Origin of the sequence: Aestuariivirga sp. (assembly GCF_046093005.1) — a bacterium.
Lineage (GTDB): Bacteria > Pseudomonadota > Alphaproteobacteria > Rhizobiales > Aestuariivirgaceae > Aestuariivirga.
The window spans coordinates 16175-34455 of sequence record NZ_JBJTER010000025.1; the positions used below are offsets into that span (position 1 = coordinate 16175).

The window sequence follows — 18281 nt, forward strand, 5'->3', positions numbered from 1 at the left end:
GTGAAACGCTACGGCGCGGTGCGGGCCGTTCATGGGATAAATTTCGACATCGCAGATGGCGAGTTCGTGGCCATACTCGGTCCGTCGGGATGCGGCAAGTCGTCAACCATGCGGATGATTGCCGGTCTTGAAGAAATCTCAGGAGGCACGATTTCCTTTAATGGAAAGGTCATCAACGGCGTTCGCGCACGCGACCGGAATGTCGCGATGTCTTTTGAATCCTACGCGCTGTATTCGACGATTACGGTTAGGGAAAACATCGCCTTTCCCCTGGTTTGCGCGGGCACTCCGCGTGACGAGGTGGATGCCCGTGTATCTGCCATCGCCGAAAAGATGGAACTGACTCCGCTCTTGCATATGAAGCCCGGCGGTCTCTCCTCGGGTCAGTCTCAACGTGTTAGCCTGGCGCGGGCGCTGGTCAGAAAGCCTGCGGTGTTTCTTCTGGATGAACCGATATCGCACCTCGATACCCGCCAGCGCTATCGCATGCGGCGTTTCATCAAGAGCATCCACCAGGAATTTCATTATACGATGATCTACGTCACGCATGACCAGGAGGAGGCACTCGCCCTCGCTGACCGGGTAATCGTGATGAGCGATGGCGAAATCCAGCAGATGGGTGCGCCAAATGAGATCTATACCCGCCCGAACAATGCTTTTGTTGCCGGATTTGTGGGGGAACCCCCCATCAATTTCATGAATTATGGCTTTGATCGGGCTTCGCCCGGGCACATCGTGATCGAGGGCCAATCCGTGACGTTGCCGGCGGCGGTCCGCGCCCAAGCCATGAGGATTGGCGCGCATGGCGTTGCGGCGGTGCGGCCTCACTTCATGACGGTCGATGGAGCGTCTGCGGTGCGTCTTGCAGCCACCGTATTCCTCACGGAGGAACTCCAGGATCAGAACATTGTCTTCGCCGATGTTGGCAAGAACCGCTTGTCGGTGGTTACCCCGCCATCGGTTCGTCCAAGACGCGGCGAGCGGATAACGCTGTCGATCGACCCGCACCATTTGTTGCTGTTTGAGCCGCCGGATGCCGTAACGGAGGTGTTGAACGGTGAGTAGGGGGCATCACATGATCTATGACTTCATCGTGGCTGGTGGCGGCAGCTCTGGCTGTTTGGTGGCTGGCAAACTCGCGAAGGAACATGGGGCCCGCGTTCTGGTCCTCGAGGCTGGCGGCAATGATGACTCGCCCCTGATCCGCATGCCGGCTGGTTTCGTGAAGCTTCTGGGCGTTGAAAAATACATGTGGTTCTACAAGTCGACGGTTCAGCAGCGGTTGAACAGCCGCGAGCCGGTGGTTCCCCAGGGCCGTGTTATTGGCGGCGGCTCGTCTGTAAACGCGATGGTCTATATCCGGGGTCAAGCCAGCGACTATGAACCCTGGGTCGAGGCAACCGGAGACGAGCAATGGAGCTTCCGGAGTCTGCTCGCCTATTTCAAGCGCATGGAAGGCAATAACCGCTACAATAACGAACTGCATGGCATCAATGGTCCGCTCAAGGTTTCAGACCCGCGGCAGATCTGCGACCTTTCCCGAATCTATGTGCAGGCCGCGCAGGCGATCGGCGTACCTTTCAATCCCGATTTCAACGGGCCTCGCCAGGCAGGCACTGGCTTTTTCCAGCTCACAGTCGACAATGGTGAACGGTGTTCAGCGTCAAAGGCATTTCTAAGGCCGGCACTCTCCACGGGCCGTGTGGATGTCCGCACAGGCGCGCTGGTCCATCGTGTTCTGATCGAGAATGGCCGCGCCGTTGGCGTCGCTTTCTCACACGGCTCAGTCTTGCATGAGGCCCGCTGTGAGCGGGAGGTGCTGCTTGCGGCGGGAGCGATCGCAACGCCAAAGCTATTGATGCTCTCGGGCATCGGCCCCCATTTCCATTTGAAAGAAAACGGCATCAAGACGCTCGTTGACCTGGAGGGCGTCGGTCAAAACCTTCAGGATCACACGGAAGTCCCCGTGCTGGCGTTCTGCAAGGGAGAGCAGGGATATTACGGCCAGGACCGGGGCATCAATCAGATCCGTAACGGGCTTCAGTATATGCTGTTCAAGTCCGGCCCGGTGTCCTCGAATGGGGTTGAGGCTTGCTCCTTCTTTGATCCGGATGACCTCACGGCCGAGGCGAAGATTCAGCAATTCTGCGTGCCATCCGTCTATCTTGATTCCGACGTTTCGAGCATCAGGCCGCAGCACGGTCTGACGCTGAATTCCTGCGTGCTCCGGCCGGGCTCACGTGGATCAGTCAGGCTTTCCTCGGGCAATCCGGGCGATCAGCCGCTTGTGGACACGAACTACTTCGAAGATCCCGAGGATTTGCGCCTGTCGCTCGCGGGGTTGCGGCGCGCCCGTGAGATTCTCGGCTCGGAGCCCCTGCGCAGCGTGATAGAACGAGAAGTCTTTCCTGGACCTGGCATCACGTCCCGGGAGGACTTGGAGACATTCGCGAAAGCTTATGTGAAGACGGTTTATCACCCGGTCGGCACATGCCGCATGGGCAAGTCCACGGATGAGTCAGCCGTCGTCACCCCTGATCTCCGGGTGAAGGGCGTGGAGGGGCTTCGGGTGGTCGATGCATCGGTCATGCCGCGGATCATCAGCGGGAACACCAACTCGACGACCCTTGTCATCGCTGACAAGGCGGTTGATTTCATCACCGGGCAACGGCTGGTGGCCTAATGGTTGGAACAAGGCAAGCCGCCGGTAAGATTGTAAGGCCGCGCCAGGTGTCGGAAGTGGCGCTGGAGAGGCTGAGAAGCGATATTGTTGAAGACAACTTCAGGCTTGGCGAGAAACTGTCGGAAGGTCAGTTGGCGCTGCGTTATGGCGTGACCAAAGCCCCGATCCGTTCGGCATTCATCCGCCTCCAGGGTGAGGGATTGCTCGAGATCAGGCCACAGTCGGGAACCTTCGTGTTCTCACCCGACATCAATGAAGTCCAAGCGCTGTGCGAATTGCGCATCGCACTGGAGTCAGAGGCCATTCTGCTCGCCATGCGCCGGAACGGCGATGTCTTGCTCAGACGGCTCAACCAACTGTTCCGGAAAATGGAGGCCTGTCTCAAGGCCCGCGACAGACATGAATATCAGGCGCTCGACACATTGTACCACCTTGCCATCCTCGAATGCGCCAAGTCGCCCATGCTGGAAACCACATATCAGGCCATGGTCAATAGCCGGTTTTCCGCGCTCCGCAACAGGCTGGCGGTGCAACGGACTCACGCCGAGAATTCCTACCGGGAACACAAGGTGCTGATCGACTTGGTGAGAGCCGGGAATATCGGTGAGGCTCAGCAACTGCTCCGCGACCACATTGGCCGGACCAAGGAACATTATGTAAGGATGATCCGCGGGGAGTAGAGCCCGGACTGCGCAAAAGGAGAAAGACTAAGGCCATGAAAGCGAAAATGCGGATGATGCATACGATGTTGCGGGTTCTGGACCTGGAGAGGTCAATTGCGTTTTATACCGGCCCTCTCGGCATGACGCTGTTGCGAAAGCTCGACTTTCCCGAAGGGCGTTTCTCGCTCGCTTTTGTAGGGTACGGCGAAGAGCCTTCGAATACGGTGATCGAGCTAACGCACAACTGGGATCAGGCGGCGCCCTACGAACTCGGCACCGCCTATGGCCACATCGCGCTGGAGACGGCGGATATCTATGAGACCGCAGACACACTGCGGCGCGCCGGGATCACCTTCACGAGGGAGCCAGGTCCCATGAAGCATGGAACCACGCATATCGCCTTCTTCCGGGACCCCGACAATTATCTGGTCGAACTCGTTCAGCCGGAGTGGATGGATGCCCGTCAATAGCAGAAGTGCGGCCCATGCGGCCTCCGGAAAGGATCTGACAGGATGACCAGCGAAGGCTTAAGCGCAACATGGAGGCCGGACCTGTTCTCGGGAAAACATGTGGTGGTGACGGGCGCCACCAGTGGCATTGGCCTCGCCATCGCCATGGCGTTCGCCGCCCTTGGCGCACGCGTTACGGGAACCGCGACCAATGCCACCAAGGCTGAGGCGCTCGGGACCAAGGGTATCGCGCCCTTTGTCGCGGACGTGACCGACGAAATGGCGATGAAGCGCCTGATCGAGACATGCGGCGATCTTGATGTCCTGGTGAATAACGCTGGCATGGTCCGGCGCGTCGAGGAGTTTCAGTGGGACACGTTCCAGAAGGTAATGGACGTCAACCTCAACGCAACCGCGCGTCTCTCATTTCTTTCGCGCGAGAAGCTGGCCGCGAGAAAGGGAGCGATCATCAATATCGCCTCGATGCTCTCAACCTTCGGCGATCCGCTGGTTCCCGCCTACGCGGCATCAAAAGGTGCGGTGACTCAGCTGACCAAGTCCTTGGCGATTGCCTATGCGGCCGATGGCGTGAGAGTGAACGCCATCGCGCCTGGCTGGATCGCGACCCCGCTTACCCAGCCCCTGGTTGAAAATGCGGAACGTAGCGGCCCGATCGTGGGCCGGACGCCGATGGCGCGATGGGGCAAGCCTGATGAGATCGCCGAAGGTGCGGTGTTCTTAGCCTCGCCAGCCGCAAGGTTCATGACCGGCGCCACCTTGACGATCGATGGCGGATACTCAATTCGATAGGAAGCGGTTCATGCGCGCAGTAGTCGTATCTCACCTCGCAGGCGATCTCGGCGGCATCGCCGTCACAGATATACCGGTACCCAGGATTGGCCGCGAAGATGTCTTGGTCAAGGTAAAGGCCGCATCTCTTAATCCCGTGGACTGGAAGCTGGCGGCGGGGGTGGCGTTTCCCGGCTGGTCCTTGCCGCATGTCGTGGCTCTGGATGCGGCAGGTATCATCGCCGAAGTAGGCTCTGAAGTGACAGAATGGCGCGCAGGCGACCGTGTGGTTTGGCACCACAGCCTGTTCGCCGGCGGCGTATGCGCAGAATATGCGGCGGTTCCCGCGCATGTGATTGCACGCATCCCGGATGGCGTGCCGGACGAAGCCGCCGCCGCTGTTCCTTGTGCCGGCTACACTGCTTTCCAGGGCCTTGTGCGCAAAGCGCATCTCCAGAAGGGGCAATGGGTCCTCGTGCAGGGCGCCAGCGGGGGCGTTGGCGGTTTTGCCGTGCAGATTGCGGCCTTGCACGGCGCCCATGTCATCGCTCTCGCAAGGCCTGAGCAGGAGGCACGAGTCAGGGCGCTGGGCGCGCATCATGTGATCGACTACCGGAGGCCTGATCTCGGGGACGCGGTGCGTCAGCTGACGCCAGGGGGCTATGGCGCCGACATCATGCTTGAGGTCGTTAATCCCCGGGATGCGCGCAAGTCACTCGATCTCCTCCATTATAATGGTCAGTTGATCACGGTCGATCCGCTGCCAGACTTGTCGGAAACGCCGGCATATACATATGCCGCCTCGATCCACGAGGTCGCGCTCGGTGGTGCCTATGGCGCGGGTTACAGGCCCACCCAGGAGGACTTCGCCCGCATGGGCGATTGGTTCATGGCTCAACTGTCAGTGGGCCGCATTTCTCCAATGATCGAGCATCAAATCTCCATGGAACAAGTCAGGGAGTATCTCCACCGCCTGAAAGCCGGCGGCATTACTGGCAAGATTGTCGTTGGGATTGACTGAGGTAGGGTTTGCGCAAGGCGGTGATCATCGAGCCAGGCTATCGGCAAACCATCGCCGAAGAGGCGGCGCTGGGTCCGCTCGGCTTGAACCTGGAACGGCTTGTCTGGCAGGGTGACCGGAATGTTCTCCGCACTGGCGTCGCGGATGCAGAGGTCATCTTCGTCCGGGATACAGTGATTGATTCAGCCGATATCGCCGCCATGCACAGGGCGCGTGGCATCGTGCGCTATGGTATCGGTGTCGATACCATCGACCTTGACACCGCCCGTGCGCGGGGAATCAAGGTGGCAAACGTAAGGGAGTATGGCGCGGACATAGAGGTAGCCGATCACACGCTCGCGCTTTTCCTTGCTTTGCGGCGGCGTATCGTCAGCCGGGACCGGGCCGTAAGGGAGGGCGCCTGGCAGATCGGGCAAGCAGAGCCGGTGGGCCGGATTTCGGGCTCGACGCTTGGAATTGTGGGATTTGGCCGCATAGGACGCGCGGTGCAAAAGCGCTTTGCCGCCTTTGGCGTAACTGACGTACTGGTTAACGATCCGTACTTGTCCGATGAGCAGGCCCGGGCGGCCGGCGTTGAAGTTGTTCCGCTGGATGAGCTTGCGGCGCGCTCAGACATCATCACAATTCATGCTCCCGCCACCGCCGGAAACCGTCATCTGATCGGCGCCGCGTTTCTCTCCCGCGTCAGGAGAGGTGCGCTGCTCATCAATACGGCGCGAGGGTCGCTGATCGACGAAGATGCCCTCGTGCATGCCCTGCAACAGGAATGGATATGGGGCGCCGGCCTCGATGTATTCGAGAACGAGCCGCCGCATGGCAGTATGTTGCTCCGTCTGCCGAATGTCGTGGTGAGTGACCATACGGCTTGGTACTCGGAAGCGACTGTGTCCGCGATACAGGCGGTTGCGGCTGAGCAGGCGAGGCAGATCCTGCTTGGACTTGAGCCGGCGAACTGGGTTAATCCGTGAAGCAGCGATGATGACAGAGTTAGGGCGGCTTGCCGCGAACCACAAGGTGCTGGCTTGGTGACTGGCAACTATGACTACATATTGGTCGGCGGCGGCTCTTCGGCCTGTGTCGCTGCGTGGCGTCTGGTAAAGGGGCGCAATGCGCGCGTTCTGCTGATCGAGCGCGGACCGGCGCGGGCCTCTGGGCTTCCGGCGTTTTTCCTTCCCATGCCCGCGGCATGGATGAAAGGCATTCGTGGCAGTCCAATTGTCGAAATGCACCAGCCAGTGCCGCAGAAGCATCTCAACGGCCGGGCACCCTCGGTTGGCCAGGCTGCCATCTTGGGTGGGGGCTCGTCGGTCAACGCCATGGTCTACACCCGCGGGCAGCATGACGACTACGATGAGTGGGACCGCTTCCTTGGCGGCGGCAGTGGCTGGGCATTCAGGGATATGCTGCCGCATTTCAAGGCATTGGAGTACAATCATCAATTTAACGACGAATGGCATGGCGTCGATGGGCCGCTGCATGTTTCGCCCTCAGGCTCGATCTGTCAGCTTACGGAGGACTACATCCTTGCAGTGCAGGCGTTGGGCGTGCCCTACAATCCGGATTTCAACGGCGCCAGGCAGAGCGGAGTTGGACCGTTGCAGTACACCACGCACCGCAACCGGCGATGGAGTGGTGTTGATGCCTATCTCTCGCAGGTGATGGGAGACCCGCGACTGACCATTGAGACGGCGGCGACTGTTTCACGGCTCATCATCGAAAACGGCAAGTGTAAAGGCGCGATTTATATCAAGGACGGCCAGGAGCGGGCGGCCCACTGCGAGGCCGAAGTGCTGCTGGCGGCGGGAAGCTACAATACACCGAAAATTCTGATGCTCTCCGGCATCGGTCCGGCTGCCCACCTCGCTGCCATGGGAATCAAACCGGTGCACGACCTTCCGGGTGTCGGCGAAAATCTCCAGGATCATCATGAAGTGCCAATTGTCGCGGCAACCAACGGCCATTTTGGCTATTATGGCGAGGACAAAGGCTGGCGGGCGGTGCGGAATGGCCTTCAGTATCTGCTGTTCCGCACGGGCCCCGTGGCAAGTGTTGGCGTGGAAACCTGCGCCTATATCGATCCCGAAGGCGGTGACCGTCCCACTCTCCAGATGTATTGCGTGCCAACAGTCTATCTCGATGGCGATGTGAAAGGTGTTGCGCCCCGGGATGGCGTGACGATCAACGCCTGCCTGCTGCGGCCCAAATCACGCGGCACGGTAAGGCTCCGTTCCGGCAATCCCTTCGACAAGCCACTCGTTGACAACAACTACCTTGCCGATGCTGATGATCTTCGCCTGGAGATTCTGGGCCTGCGCTTCGCGCGCGAAGTATTGAAACAGAAGCCGATCTCATCGCGCATCGCTTATGAGATGCTGCCCGGGAAAGACATCACCAGCGAGTCTGATCTCGCTGAGCACTGCCGCCGCACGGTCAAGACTACCTGGCACCCCACCAGCACCTGCCGCATGGGCCCGGACGGCGATGCGATGGCGGTGCTGGACAAACGGCTTCGGGTGCGTGGGATCGGCGGACTTCGCGTCATTGACGCTTCCGCCATGCCCTTTGTGCCCTCGGGGAACACCAATGCGCCCACCATGGCGCTCGCCGACCGCGCAATGGCGTTGCTGTGAGAAGCGGGCAAGAGACATATGATCCCAGGGTTGAGCGGGTTCACTGTAATGGCCTGGCAAGCGCCTCCGTGATTGAGACTGCCCGGTTGAGGAGCAGCAGATGATGAGGTTCGGTTCATGACAGGTTCGAAGCGATTTGCCAGACGTGCCGAGCGGCCCGTCAACAAGGACACCTATGTCCAGGAAGACGCGGGTCTCGGGCTCGTCGTGATGGACAGCCCGCATGATCCCAGGCCCTCGATCCGGATCGAGAAGGGCCTGATCGTGGAGATCGACGGCTGCCCGGCGGACCGGTTCGACACCATCGACCGCTACATCGCCCGCTATGCCATCAATGTGGAGGCGGCTGGCGAGGCGATGGCCATGGACTCGCTGGCCATTGCCCGCATGCTGGTGGATATCAATGTTCCCCGCAAGCGGCTGATGTGGCTGATGTCCGGCTGCACACCGGCCAAGCTGTGCGAGATCGTCTCGCATCTCAATGTCGTCGAGATGATGATGGCGATGCAGAAGATGCGCGCCCGCCAGCAGCCGGGGAACCAGGCGCATGTGACCAACTGGCGGGAGAACCCCGCGCTGATGGCAGCCGACGCGGCGGAGGCGGCGCTGCGCGGCTTCGACGAGCTCGAGACCACCTGCCGGGTGGCGCGCATGGCGCCGTTCAATTCGCTTGCGCTTCTGGTGGGCTCGCAGACGCCGCATGGCGGGGTGCTCACCCAATGCGCGGTGGAGGAGGGGCTGAACCTGCGGCTGGGCCTCAAGGGCCTCACGTCTTACGCCGAGACGCTGTCGGTCTATGGCACTGACGAGGCGCTGCGCGACGGCGACGATACGCCCTGGTCGAAGGGGCTTCTTGCCTCGGCCTATGCCTCGCGCGGCATCAAGATCCGCTTCACCTCCGGCACCGGCGCCGAGACGCTGATGGGCTATGAGTCGGGAAAGTCCATGCTCTATCTCGAGGCCCGCTGCCTGATGCTGGTCAAGGGCTCGGGCGCGCAGGGCGTGCAGAACGGTTCGATCAGCTGCATAGCACTTCCCTCCGCCCTGCCGGGCGGGGTGCGCGCCGTGCTGGCGGAGAACCTCATCGCCGCGTCGCTGGGCCTTGAGGTGGCCTCCGGCAATGACGCCATGTCGTCGCATTCGGATATGCGCAAGGCGGCGAAGCTGATGCTGCAATTCCTGCCCGGCACGGATTTCATCACCTCGGGCTACAGCTCCATGCCGCGGAAGGACAATATGTTCGGCGGCGGCAATTTCGACGCCGACGACATGGATGACTGGCTGGTGATCCAGCGCGACATGCAGGTCGACGCCGGCATGGAGCCGGTCACCGAGGACGCCGTTCTCGCGGTGCGCCGCAAGGCCGGCAAGGCCATGCAGGCGGTGTTCCGGGAGCTGGGCCTGCCGGCGATCAGCGATGCCGAGATCGAGGCCGCCGTCACCGCCTATAGTTCGGATGACATGCCGGAGCGTGACCTGGTGGCCGATCTCGCCGCCGCCGATGCCTTTCTGGATGGGCCGCTCACCGCGCTGGACGTCATCACCGCGCTCGACCGCAGCGGGCACGCCGATATTGCCGCCAACATCCTTGGCATGCAGCGCGTCCGGGTGGCGGGCGATTATCTGCAGCCGGCCGCCGTGCTCAACAAAGCCTTCGAGGCGCAGAGCGCCTTCACCGACCGCAATGACTATCAGGGCCCTGGCACCGGTTACCGGCTGAAGGGGGAGCATCTGGCCAGGCTCGCGGCCATTCCGCAGGCGCGTTCAGCAGCGGAGATGGTGCCGGTCTCGGCCGGGCGGGCGGGTGTTGGGCTGACGCCCGCCGCCAATCTCTCGCCACCAAGCGAGAAGGACGTGGTGATCGCGGTTGGACCTGCCTTCGCCGCCGAACTCGATACCACGCTGTGCGGCCTCAGCCATGGCGAAGTGCTGAAAGCCCTGATGGGCGGCATCGAGAGCCAGGGATTGAAACCACGCGTGATCAAGATCCACCACACCGCTGATTGCGGCATGCTGGGCTATGAGGGGGCGAAGCTCAGCGGCTCCGGCATCGCCATCGGGCTCCAGTCCAAGGGCACCGCCGTCATCCAGCGGCAGGGGCTGGCGCCGCTCAATAATCTCGAACTGTTTTCCCAGGCGCCGCTGCTGTCATACGCAGCCTATGCGCAGATCGGCGCCAATGCCGCGAGCCATGCGCTGCGCCAGCCGCCGTCACCGGTGCCGGTGAAGGTGGACAACATGGCAAGGCTCCGCCTCATCGTGCAGGCGATGCTGATGCACAAGCGCGAGATCGCCAGCATCAGCGCGGGCAGGGCTCCGGAAGAGATGCAGGTGACCTATGGCTGATCACGGTGATGGCCGCGAGCCGGATGTCCGCCGCAAGCAGCGTGCGGTCGAGGTCGCCGACATTACGCTTGAGAATGTCCGGCTCGGCAAGATATCGGCGGAGGACCTGACGATCCGCCGCGAAACCTTGTTGCAGCAGGCAGAGACCGCCGAGGCGGAAGGCTACCCGCAGCTGGCGCGCAATTTCCGCCGCGCTGCTGAACTGACCGCCCTTCCCAATGACGTGCTGCTCGCCGCCTATGAGAAGCTCCGCCCCTACCGGGCGAGCTATTTCGAGCTGCTGTCGCTCTCCCAGGAAATTGCCGCGCGCTATGATGCGCCGGAGACCGGCGAATACATCCGCCAGGCGGCGGAAGCCTATCGCGACAAGGGATTGTTGAAGCCAGAAGATGCGTGAGTAAGCCCCCGTGAACAATGCCCAAGCCCTTGATTTCAGGCTCTGATCGCCTCGGTTGACGTCTTCAGTCCTGCGGGAGAGCGGGCCGTTGGCCATCATTTCCTTGCAAATTGATTTCGCGATTCACGTCGGCCGCGAGGCGTGATGCACCCCGCCGGAAGAGCGGCGGAGGATTGGGCGATCAAGCCACGTGAGCGGCGCGAGACGGGCGAAATGGACCTGTTCCGGTCACGCCGCGGCCAGATCATCAACATGAACCATGAGCTCGTGCGGCTGGCGAAGACGGTGTCGTGGGAAGCCATCGAAGCCCGCTGCGGCGAGGTCCACAGCGACGGGCCGGGCATGCCGCCCTTGCCCACGCGCCTGATGGCGGAACTGCCAATCCTGAAGCATACCTTGATGGCGCCTGTGCGAAAATGGAGAATTGGCGCAGATACTACGGCGGGATCGGCCAAAACATCGCGATTCAGCTGCACAAATCTGGTGGCGCGTCCAGCCCGTCACCGGTGAGAGCGGCTGAAAACTCCAGCCTCAGGTGATCCAGAGAATGGGGGCAGAGCAACCCAAATTCTATGGCCTCAAAATGAATGGCGTGCCCTCGAACGCATCGGCCCCGCGGCCGATGCCGGCGATGGCTTTCACCATGCGGCCGTTACGCCCCAGAATATCATCGGCGAGCGACACGATCAGCCGGTTGGGCGTGGCGGACGGCGAGGCGGCGCGCAGTTCCCGGGCCAGCGCATCCTCGTCAGCCTCCGGCCGCAGCAGGCAGAGCGCGGTATAGGCGGCCGCGGTGGAGCGGCTGATCCCCGCCCAGCAATGGATCAGCATGGGGTCGGCGCGGTCCCAGCCTTCAAAGAAACCGATGAGCCGTTCGGCATCCTTGACTGAGGGCGGCGTGTGCCCGTCGATTGGCACCACGATATCATGAAAGTGAAGCTTGAGGTGATTGTCAGGCGCAACGCCATGGGGGCGCTCGCTCGGCGTATCCGGGGCCAGCAGCGTCACCACATGGCGCACCCCATGTTCGTCGACGAGCGGCTGTACGCGGCTCAAGGGTCCTACGATGATCATGGCGTGAGTTTCCTGAAGGTTTTGAGATAAAGGGCGGCGGCGTCATTGGGCGAGAGCGGCTTCAGCACGAAACGCCGGGCCAGGCCAGCGTCCTTTGGCTTGCCAAAGAATTTCTCCGCCTCGGCGGTGCTGAAGCCCGCAAGCTCGGTGGCTTCCAGATAGGCGGCGAGCCGGTCGCAGGACTTGATGAAGACGCCGAGCTTCGGCGGCACAGCGGCGGAAAGCCCGAAGCGGATGTGGATCGCCGCCAGCAAGCGGTTCTCGAAATCCTTATAGTCGAGCCCAAGCGCGGCCTTGAACGGCGAGATCATGTCACCCACCACATATTCCGGCGCGTCATGCAGCAAGGCGGCAAGCTTTTCTTCGCGGGTGAGGGCGGGCGACAACTGGCCCGCGATCTCGGTCACCAGCACGCAGTGCTGCGCAACCGACAGCGCGTGATCGCCTTTGGTCTGGCCGTTCCAACGGGCGACGCGCGCCAGGCCATGGGCGATGTCCTCAATTTCAATGTCGAGCGGCGACGGGTTAAGGAGATCAAGCCTGCGGCCCGATAGCATGCGCTGCCAGGCGCGGGGCGGCTCAGCCTTTCGCGGCATGTTTCACCGCCTCATGCCGGTGGCAATCCACCAGATGATCATTGACCAGGCCGCAGGCCTGCATGAAGGCATAGACGATCGTTGGGCCCACGAAACGGAAGCCGCGCTTCTGCAAATCCTTGGAGATCGCTTCGGCGAGCGGCGTCTTCGCCGGGATCCCGCTCATGCTGCGGATGCGGTTCTGGATGGGCTTGCCATCCACGAAATCCCAGAGATAGGCGGAGAAGTCCGGGATCGCCAGATAGGCCTGCGCATTGGAAACACTGGCGGCGATTTTCAGCCGGTTGCGCACGATGCCGGAATCCCGCATCAGGCTTTCGCATTTCTCCGGCGTGTAGCGGGCCATTTTCTCCGCGTCGAAGCCGTCGAAGGCGCGGCGAAAACTGTCGCGCTTGCGCAATATGGTGATCCACGAGAGACCGGCCTGAAAGCCATCGAGCAGCAGCTTCTCGAAAAGCGCCCGCGAGTCATATTCGGGCACGCCCCATTCCTCGTCGTGATAGGCCACATAGAGCGCGTCCGTGCCGCACCAGTTACAGCGGCAGAGGCCGTCTTCATGGCGGAGTGCCGTCATGCGGCGCCCGGCACATCATAGCGCGCCCAATGGGGCTTCAGCACTGTCACCCCAACGCCGCCCGCCTCAAGCGGCGCCGCTGCCTCGGCAAGGCGGTCCAGCCGGATCAGCGCCAGCGCCTGATCGCCGGCGCCTGACAACAGCGTGCCCACCTGCTTCTCGCCCGCGCGGATATCGGTTCCCTTCGGCTGTGTGCCGCCCGCCAGCTTCACCGGCAGGATGCGGCTGCGCGCCGTGCCGCGATGTTCCATGCGCGAGACCACTTCCTGGCCCACATAGCAGCCCTTCCTGAAGCTCACCCCGCCCAGCTGGTCGAGATTGGCCTCGTGCGGGAAGAATTCGCCGGAGCCGAGATCAGCCCCCGAATCGGCAAGCCCCAGGGCGATGCGCGCCGCGTCATAGCCTTGCGCTTCCGGATCTCCCGCCGGGCCGATCATCCGCCAGCCGATGGCCGGGGTACGCGGGTCAGCAAAGCCGCCCGCGATCTCCCTGGGCGACACCGTCACGGCAAGGTCATCGCGCGGCGCGATGTCCACCTTCGCGCGCAGCCTGTAGAGCGCCAGCCGCTTCATGAGCGCCGCGCGCTGGCTGGCGGCGCAGTCGATCAGGAAGCCATCGCCCTGCCGCAGCACCAGCATGTCGAACAGGATCTTGCCCTGCGGCGACAGCAGGGCGGCATAAATGGCCCCGCCATCAGCCAGATGTTCGACATCCGCCGTGAGCAGATTGTGCAGGAAATGGGCCGCGTCCGGCCCGCTGACGGCCAGAACGGCCCGGCCGGCGAGCCGTCCTGCCCGGAATTCCATATCGCGCATCGCTGTTGCTTCGTTTCCAATCCACATTTACGAAGGCTCAGCACGGCATTCAAGGAGCGCCATGACCATCCACGCCGAATTGATCCTGAAGGGCGGCACCGTCGTCAACCATGACGGCACAGGCCAGCGCGACATCGCCGTCTCCGGCGGCCGCATTCTGGGGCTGGGGTCCTTCGCGCCGCACCAGGCGGGCGAAGTCATTGATTGTACCGGGCTTCACATCCTGCCCGGGGTGGTCGACAGCCAGGTGCATCTGCGCGAGCCGGGTGCTGAACACAAGGAAGACCTCGAAACCGGCGGCCGCGCCGCCATCATGGGCGGCGTCACCACCGTGTTCGAAATGCCCAACACCACTCCGCTCACCACTTCGGAGGATACGCTGGCCGACAAGGTCCGCCGTGCGAGCAATCGCATGCAGTGCGATTTCGCCTTCTTCATGGGCGGCACGCGGGAGAACGCCCATGAGCTGGGCGAGCTCGAGCGTCTGCCGGGCTGCGCCGGCGTCAAAGTGTTCATGGGCTCATCCACCGGCGCGCTGCTGGTCGAGGATGATGACGGTGTCGCCGCCATCCTGAAGAACATCCGCCGCCGCGCGTCCTTTCATTCCGAGGATGAGTTCCGGCTCAATGCCCGCAAGCACCTGCGCGTCGAGGGCGATCCCAAGAGCCATTATGTGTGGCGCGACGTCGAAGCCGCGCGGCTCTCGACCGAGCGGCTGTTGCGGCTGGCGCGGCAGGCGGGCAAGCGCATCCACGTCCTCCACATTTCCACGGCGGATGAATTTCCGCTGCTCGCCGCCAACCGCGACGTGGCCACGGTGGAGGTGACGCCCAATCACCTCACCTTCACCTCGGAGGACTATGACAGGCTCGGCAATCTGATCCAGATGAACCCGCCGATGCGCGAGCCCCATCATCGCCAGGGAATCTGGCAGGCGCTGGCCTCCGGCCTCGTCGATGTGCTGGGCTCGGACCATGCGCCGCATACGCTGGAGGAAAAGGCCAGGCCCTATCCCGGCTCGCCCTCCGGCATGCCCGGCGTGCAGACGCTGGTTCCCGTCATGCTGGACTATGTCAACCGCGGGCTGCTCACGCTGGAACGCTTCGTCGATCTCACCTCGCATGGGCCCAACCGCATTTTCGGCATGGCCGGCAAGGGCCGTATCGCCGAGGGCTATGACGCCGACTTCACCATCGTCGACATGAAGGCGCGCCGCACCATCAGCAACGGCTGGATCGAAAGCCGCTGCAAATGGACCCCGCATGACGGCCGCACGGTCACGGGCTGGCCGGTCGGCGCCATGGTGAGGGGGCGCCTCGCCATGTGGAACGGCGAAATCATCGGCCCGGCCCAGGGCCAGCCCGCCCGCTTCACCGAAGCTCTCTGAAAGGAAACCCTATGTCTTTCCGCGCCATTCTCATCACCAAGACCGACAGCGGCCAGAAGGCCGAACTCACGAGGCTCGAGGAGCAGGACCTGATGGAGGGCGACGTCACGGTGGACGTCTCCCACTCCTCGGTCAATTACAAGGATGGGCTGGCCATTACCGGCAAGGCGCCCATCGCCCGGCGCTTTCCGCTGATCCCCGGCATTGATTTCGCCGGCGTGGTGCGGGCCTCCAGCCATCCGCGCTGGAAGGCGGGCGACCAGGTGGTGCTCAACGGCTATGGCGTGGGCGAAGGCCATCATGGCGGCTTTTCCGAGGTGGCCCGCCTGAGCGGCGACTGGCTGGTGCCGGTGCCCAGGGGCTGGACGGCGGCGGATTGCATGTCGGTGGGTGTCGCCGGCTACACCGCCATGCTCTGCGTGATGGCGCTGGAGGAACAGGGCGTGAAGCCCGCTGACGGCGACATTCTGGTCACCGGTGCCGCGGGCGGTGTGGGCACCACGGCGATCGTCATCCTCGCCAAGCTCGGCTACCGGGTGATCGCCTCCACCGGCCGCACCGCCGAGGAAGCTTTCCTGAAAGGCCTCGGCGCGGCGGGCGTCGTTGACCGTAATGAGTTCAACGGCCCGGTGAAGCCGCTCGCCAAGTCGCGCTGGGCGGGCTGCATCGATTCGGTGGGCTCGGTGACGCTCGCCAATGTCATCTCGCAGATGAACCCGGAGGCCACGGTGGCGGCCTGCGGCCTTGCCCAGGGCATGGACCTTCCCACCAATGTGGCGCCCTTCATCCTGCGCGGCGTGAAGCTCATCGGAATCAATTCGGTGTCAACCCCGATGCCGCGCCGCCTCAAAGTGTGGGAACGCCTGGTGGCGGATCTCGACCTCGCGAAGCTGCACGCGCTCACCACCCATGTGAAGCTCGACGACGTGCCGCAGGTGGCGGCTGACATCGTGGCCGGCAAGGTCAAGGGCCGGGTGGTGGTCGACATCCGCTAGGAGCGGCGGCCCCCGCTCAGCCGCGCACCGATTTCAGCGCGCCATAGAGCTTCTGGTAGCGCGGCAGCATTTCCGCCTCGTAGAAGCGGGTGTTGGCCAGGTTGGGCTCGATCACCGATTTGGCCCGCACCATGGCGGCGCAGCCCTGTTCGATGCTGGCGAATTTGCCCGCCCCGTAAGCGGCGAGAATGGCGCAGCCCAGCGCCGGAGCATCCGCCACTTCGGTGAGCTCGATCGGCGCGCCGATGGTATCAGCGTGGATTTGCAGCCACAGCGGCGAGTTCGACGCCCCGCCCGCCAGCACGATGCGTTTCGGGCTGAAGGCCTCGCCGAAACTGTCGGTGATGAGCCTGGTGCCGAGGCAGATGCCTTCGATGATGGCGCGGAACACATGGGCGGGCGTGTGCTTGAGGGTGAGCCCGGTGATCGCCCCGCGCGACAGCGCATCGGTATAGGGCGTGCGGTTGCCCTGGAAATGATCGAGCACCAGCAGGCCTTCCGCGCCCGGCGGAATGGCGCTGGCGCCCTGGTTCAGCGTCTCCCAGCTCGTCTGATCGGCGAAATGGCGCTTGAACCAGGCGACCACCGAGCCGGTGGAGGTCTGGCCGCCCTCGATCACCGGCTTTCCCGGATAGACGCAGTCCATGTAGGTGCCCCAGACGCCGGGCTTGTGCACCTCGCGGCTGGCAATGCCGATGTGGAGATGCGAGGATCCGGTGATCAGCGCCATCTCGCCCGGCTCCGTGACGCCAAGCCCGATGACGCCGATGAAGGCGTCAGCGCCGCCCTGCACCACCAGCGTGCCGGGCTTGAGGCCCAGATGGGCCGCCGCATCGGGAACGAGCGGGCCGATCGGCGCGCCCGGCGCCAGCATCGGCTCAGGCCATTTCGCTTCGAGCTCGGAAATCCCCACCGCCTTCAGGAGCGAGCGCGGCACCCCGCCATGGCCGGTCTGGTAGTGCCAGCGGTTGGCGGCGTTGCCGAGCGATCCCACCCAGCGGCCGGTGAGTCGCAGATTGATGTAATCCTGATATTCGCCCACCCTGGCGGCGCGCGCGAAGATCTCCGGCTGGTGGCGCTTCATCCACAGCGCTTTGGGGATCATCCATTCGGCTGACACCGGCCCGGCGCCGCCGCCGTTCACCCGCAGATAGGGGTCGCGCGTGGCCGCCACCTCATCAGCCTCGGCGGCGGAGCGCACGTCCATCCAGATCATGCAGGGGCGGAGCGGCGTTCCGGCGGCATCAAGCGCCACCACCGAGCAACAGGTGGTGTCAACGCAGATCGCCAGAATATCGGCGGGCGAGACACGCGCCGCGGCCAGTGCGCCCTGTACCGACTGGCCCATGCAGTCCCACCAGTCCTGCGGGTTCTGCTCGGCCCAGGACGGATTGGGAAACTCGGTCTTGTAGGGCGTCGCGGCCGAGGCCAGCGGCCGCCCTTCAAGATCGAACACGAAGGCGCGGATCGATTCGGTTCCGCCATCGACACCGATCACATAGCTCATGCTTCGCCTCCCCCCACCGCCAGCCAGCGCGCCTCGTCCTCGTCATAGGCGTGCAGCTCGCCCATCGAAATGTCGAACCACACCCCATGCAGCGCCAGCTCGCGCCTGTTCTCCTTCATGCGGATCCACGGGAAGGTGCGCAGATTCGCCAGCGAATGCTCGATCGAGGCCCGCTCGATGTGGCGTTCATGCGTCTCGGCATTCACCCCCAACTCGCGCGGCACGATGCGGGTCACGTCCTTGATCGCCCGCATCCAGGAGCCGATGAAATCAGTGTGGGTCAAGGGCGAGGAATCCTGCACCGCGGCGCGGATGCCGCCGCAGCGGCCATGCCCCATCACCACGATGTGCTTCAC

Annotated in this window: 18 protein-coding genes and 1 pseudogene; 13 read left to right on the forward strand and 6 right to left on the reverse strand. The window is 63.1% G+C overall.

The genetic code is table 11. From position 1 onward, the window contains the following. From ACKOED_RS01470 to ACKOED_RS01520, 11 genes and pseudogenes are all read left to right on the forward strand, one after another. Positions 1–1065 carry an ABC transporter ATP-binding protein gene (locus ACKOED_RS01470; protein ID WP_408914797.1) on the forward strand — a complete coding sequence of 355 codons (1065 nt, stop codon included), beginning with the start codon at positions 1–3 and terminating at the stop codon, positions 1063–1065. 10 nt (positions 1066–1075) lie between these two features. Further along, entirely contained in the window at positions 1076–2683 is a 1608-nt protein-coding gene (locus ACKOED_RS01475; protein WP_408914798.1) for a GMC family oxidoreductase, read from the forward strand. 47 nt (positions 2684–2730) lie between these two features. Next, the gene (locus ACKOED_RS01480; RefSeq protein WP_408914799.1) at positions 2731–3363 is read left to right on the forward strand and encodes a GntR family transcriptional regulator; all 633 of its coding nucleotides are present in this window, start codon (positions 2731–2733) and stop codon (positions 3361–3363) included. A 35-nt stretch (positions 3364–3398) separates the two neighbouring features. Further along, entirely contained in the window at positions 3399–3815 is a 417-nt protein-coding gene (gene gloA / locus ACKOED_RS01485) for a lactoylglutathione lyase (protein WP_408914800.1), read from the forward strand. Positions 3816–3857: 42 nt separating this feature from the next. Continuing rightward, the gene (locus ACKOED_RS01490) at positions 3858–4604 is read left to right on the forward strand and encodes an SDR family NAD(P)-dependent oxidoreductase (RefSeq protein WP_408914801.1); all 747 of its coding nucleotides are present in this window, start codon (positions 3858–3860) and stop codon (positions 4602–4604) included. A 10-nt stretch (positions 4605–4614) separates the two neighbouring features. Continuing rightward, entirely contained in the window at positions 4615–5604 is a 990-nt protein-coding gene (locus ACKOED_RS01495) for an alcohol dehydrogenase catalytic domain-containing protein (protein ID WP_408914802.1), read from the forward strand. Positions 5605–5612: 8 nt separating this feature from the next. Next, entirely contained in the window at positions 5613–6572 is a 960-nt protein-coding gene (locus ACKOED_RS01500; protein WP_408914803.1) for a C-terminal binding protein, read from the forward strand. A gap of 81 nt (positions 6573–6653) precedes the next feature. Beyond that, entirely contained in the window at positions 6654–8234 is a 1581-nt protein-coding gene (locus ACKOED_RS01505; protein ID WP_408914804.1) for a GMC family oxidoreductase, read from the forward strand. A 117-nt stretch (positions 8235–8351) separates the two neighbouring features. Then, on the forward strand, positions 8352–10580 hold the full coding sequence (locus ACKOED_RS01510) for a propanediol/glycerol family dehydratase large subunit (RefSeq protein WP_408914805.1): 2229 nt from the start codon (positions 8352–8354) through the stop codon (positions 10578–10580). Further along, the gene (locus ACKOED_RS01515; protein WP_408914806.1) at positions 10573–10977 is read left to right on the forward strand and encodes a diol dehydratase small subunit; all 405 of its coding nucleotides are present in this window, start codon (positions 10573–10575) and stop codon (positions 10975–10977) included. Before ACKOED_RS01510 ends, ACKOED_RS01515 begins: the two co-directional genes overlap by 8 nt. Before the next feature lie 144 nt (positions 10978–11121). Continuing rightward, positions 11122–11373: pseudogene (locus tag ACKOED_RS01520) on the forward strand (hypothetical protein); the annotation flags it as partial. A gap of 174 nt (positions 11374–11547) precedes the next feature. Here the strand turns inward: ACKOED_RS01520 and ACKOED_RS01525 are convergent. The 4 genes from ACKOED_RS01525 to ACKOED_RS01540 are packed head-to-tail and all read right to left on the reverse strand — an operon-like array spanning position 11548 to position 14036. After that, complete coding sequence (locus tag ACKOED_RS01525; RefSeq protein WP_408914807.1) at positions 11548–12051, reverse strand: tyrosine phosphatase family protein; 504 nt, start codon at positions 12049–12051, stop codon at positions 11548–11550. After that, entirely contained in the window at positions 12048–12647 is a 600-nt protein-coding gene (locus ACKOED_RS01530; RefSeq protein WP_408914808.1) for an HD domain-containing protein, read from the reverse strand. Before ACKOED_RS01530 ends, ACKOED_RS01525 begins: the two co-directional genes overlap by 4 nt. Further along, complete coding sequence (locus ACKOED_RS01535; RefSeq protein ID WP_408914809.1) at positions 12631–13221, reverse strand: DNA-3-methyladenine glycosylase I; 591 nt, start codon at positions 13219–13221, stop codon at positions 12631–12633. Before ACKOED_RS01535 ends, ACKOED_RS01530 begins: the two co-directional genes overlap by 17 nt. Beyond that, positions 13218–14036: a YgfZ/GcvT domain-containing protein gene (locus tag ACKOED_RS01540; protein WP_408914810.1), complete on the reverse strand. Its 819-nt coding sequence runs from the start codon at positions 14034–14036 to the stop codon at positions 13218–13220. Before ACKOED_RS01540 ends, ACKOED_RS01535 begins: the two co-directional genes overlap by 4 nt. A gap of 61 nt (positions 14037–14097) precedes the next feature. On the opposite strand from ACKOED_RS01540, the gene ACKOED_RS01545 reads away from it, so the two are divergent. Both ACKOED_RS01545 and ACKOED_RS01550 read left to right on the forward strand, forming a co-directional pair. Further along, a complete protein-coding gene (locus tag ACKOED_RS01545; protein WP_408914811.1) occupies positions 14098–15423 on the forward strand; it encodes a dihydroorotase in 1326 nt (441 codons plus the stop codon). Between the two features lie 11 nt (positions 15424–15434). Further along, on the forward strand, positions 15435–16418 hold the full coding sequence (locus tag ACKOED_RS01550) for an MDR family oxidoreductase (RefSeq protein ID WP_408914812.1): 984 nt from the start codon (positions 15435–15437) through the stop codon (positions 16416–16418). Between the two features lie 16 nt (positions 16419–16434). Here ACKOED_RS01550 and ACKOED_RS01555 read toward each other — a convergent pair whose 3' ends face one another. Beyond that, entirely contained in the window at positions 16435–17925 is a 1491-nt protein-coding gene (locus ACKOED_RS01555; RefSeq protein WP_408914813.1) for an FGGY-family carbohydrate kinase, read from the reverse strand. Beyond that, positions 17922–18281: carbonic anhydrase (locus tag ACKOED_RS01560; RefSeq protein ID WP_408914814.1), on the reverse strand; the 360-nt coding region annotated here is incomplete at its 5' end. The genes ACKOED_RS01555 and ACKOED_RS01560, both read right to left, overlap by 4 nt.